Origin of the sequence: Vibrio sp. M260118, from assembly GCF_036533755.1 — a bacterium.
Lineage (GTDB): Bacteria > Pseudomonadota > Gammaproteobacteria > Enterobacterales > Vibrionaceae > Vibrio.
Genome location: NZ_JATABG010000420.1, coordinates 1 through 2,784 on the forward strand (window position 1 = coordinate 1; position 2,784 = coordinate 2,784).

Consider the following 2,784-nt stretch of genomic DNA (forward strand, 5'->3'; position numbering starts at 1 on the left):
CCCCAGGAATGAAACAGTCATGAGACTCCAAAATTATATCTATATACTTTAGTGATTCACACTTTTCTATATCCAAAAGCTCCTTCTCTGCACCTTCAATATCACAGAAAAGTAGTATGTTTCTTGTAGAACTTACTCTTTTATTCAATTCAAACCAATCGCATTCATTCGAGAAAGAAATGTTCTTTACATTGTTAACCTTCGCTAAAGATTTAGCTTTTTCGATCGCAGTGGAATTTATATCATAGGCGTATATATAACTACTCGGCATCCTAGTAGCAAAGCCAACCGCATAATAACCTTCTGCACATCCTACATCTAAGATCGCATCATATTTAGATGCAATGACCTCTTCTATCCAATCATTTATTGGCTCTTCATATGAGCCAAGTAATTTTGGCAACAGCGCACTTCCAGACGAGGATGATATATACTCGATACCAGAAAATGGTCCATTTTGTACTACAGTCTTTCCACCGAAATACTTGTCTACCATTTCAAGATTATACTTACTCTCTGCATCTGACCTTAATTTTTTTTCTTCGTTAATTCGAGAAAGTTTCTTCTTATAGTACCCAGTTTCATGGTAGATACTTTTAAGTGTTTTTTCTATCACATTCATGCTGTACTCTTTGCCTATTTAGTATTAAAATGCATATTTATCATTCAATACTTCTGTATACTTGGACAACCATTATACAATCCTAATGTCCTATTCACAAATATAAGTCGGTAAATTATGCACTCCGATAACAAAACTCGACTCAAAGCAGGACTAAAACGCTATGTGTCAAATACTTCATGGTTGCTCTTCGAAAGAGTTCTTAGAGTTCTTAGCTCCATTTTCGTTGGCGTTTTGATAGCTCGACACCTTGGTCCAAATGACCTTGGCATACTTAGCTATGCTCAAAGTATTTTTATTATAGGGTTTGCTTTAGCAAACTTTGGCTTGGACTCAATAGTTATTCGTGAAACACTTAGGAGGCCCGATAAAATAAATTCAATTATAGGTTCAACATTTATAATAAAGCTGATTACTAGCTCCTTAGTTATTTCATTAATTTTTTTCCTACATTGTGAATATGAATCCAACCAAACAGAAATATTACTAATCCTTACTTTATGCACCATTTTTTCTCCGCTTAGCATTTTCCAAATATTGTTTAACAAATCTGTACAAAGCAAGTATATAGTAATATCAAACATCGTTCCCATTATAGTATTCAGTCTGATTAAACTATACTTTGTTATTTATAATGGGAGTATTGTTAACTTCGCCATTTGTCAATCTTTAGAAGTTGTCGCTTCATATATTTTACTTATCCTATTCAAAAATAAATCAGACATAAATTTTCTTGATCTTAGATTTGATGTAAGTGAGACTAGACATTTGTTAAAATGCTCTATACCTGTTCTTATTTCTAGTATAATGGCAACGCTATACCTCAAAGTGGATCAACTTATGATTGCACACCTATTGGATAGCACCGCTGTTGGCATTTACGCTTCTGCTGCACGCCTGAGCGAAGCATGGTATTTTATACCGGCAACGATATGCTCCTCACTCTTCCCTGCTATAGTAAACTCTAAGCACAATGAAGCTAAATATTTAGCAAGAATTCAAATCCTCTATGCTATTTTAATTTGGCTAGCAATAATCTTATGTTTATTAATTTCAGCTTTCAGTTCGGTTATAATAGATTTCGTTTATGGTAGTGCATTCTCACTTGCTAGTCCAGTTTTGACTATGCACGTATGGGCTGGAATTAACGTTGCAATAGGCGCTGTTTGGACTAACTGGATCACCTCAGAAAACAAACAGCATGTTGCAACGCTCGCACATATATTAGGAGCTACTATAAATATCGGATTAAACTATTTTTTGATACCTATATATGGGATCAACGGGGCGGCTGGTGCTACTCTAGTTAGTTACTATCTTTCTGCATTTTTTGCTTTTTCCTTATACAGACCAAAAACAACTTTTAGTATGATAACCTCCTCACTTTTACCATGGAAAATATATGAAGCTACGAAGATTTATCGCTAGAAATAGAAATCTAGCTCAAGAACAGAAGCTATCTAACCCTGTTTATTTACAAGTAAAGCATGCAATAGACTCAGTAACTAAGTATTTAACTAATCTACCTCAAGATAAAAAACTTGTTATTTATGACTTTGGATGCGGTCAAAAACCCTACGCTGTTTATGTACCACAGCACAAATACATTGGTATTGATATAGATTTAAATAATGATCAAGCTGATGTTTATTGTGATGTTACTGATGTAAATCTAGAAAGTAATACAGCAGATATAGCACTGTCTTTTTATGTAATTGAACATGTCGACTCACCGCAAAAGATGCTTAACGAAAAATATCGAACTTTAAAGGCGGGTGGTGAGTTGTATATGCTTTCACCTTTATATTGGCCTGAACACGAGGCTCCTTATGATTACTGGCGATTTACTAAGTTTGGACTGACTAAATTATTAGAAAATTCCGGCTTCTCAAATATTGAATTTGAAGTAGTTAATAGTACTCCTGCAATTATTGGTATTAACATTAACTCTCTGTTAAACAGGAGGTTCTTACGCTTATTAATACCTATCGTCAATTTTATTTTTGATCAACTGCAGATTAGAGAGAATCAAAAGCATTTAGCAAATGGAACGTCTTCGAATAATGCAATGACATATGCAATTAAAGCGACTAAGTCAAATTAAACCAAGGCTTGAACCTGAGAACATTTAAATTCAATCGGTTTAACCTACTACCTGACCT

Annotated in this window: 3 protein-coding genes; 2 read left to right on the forward strand and 1 reads right to left on the reverse strand. The window is 34.2% G+C overall.

Features of this window, described 5'->3' with window-relative positions; genetic code table 11:
- Positions 1–622, reverse strand: a 622-nt coding sequence (locus QTO00_RS17750) for a methyltransferase domain-containing protein (protein WP_331425959.1), incomplete at its 3' end; no start/stop codon positions are given.
- Between the two features lie 117 nt (positions 623–739).
- Between QTO00_RS17750 and QTO00_RS17755 the strand changes: the two genes are divergently transcribed.
- A complete protein-coding gene (locus tag QTO00_RS17755; RefSeq protein ID WP_331425960.1) occupies positions 740–2,050 on the forward strand; it encodes a flippase in 1,311 nt (436 codons plus the stop codon).
- On the forward strand, positions 2,025–2,726 hold the full coding sequence (locus QTO00_RS17760) for a class I SAM-dependent methyltransferase (RefSeq protein ID WP_331425961.1): 702 nt from the start codon (positions 2,025–2,027) through the stop codon (positions 2,724–2,726). Before QTO00_RS17755 ends, QTO00_RS17760 begins: the two co-directional genes overlap by 26 nt.
- The last annotated feature ends 58 nt before the right edge of the window (positions 2,727–2,784 follow it).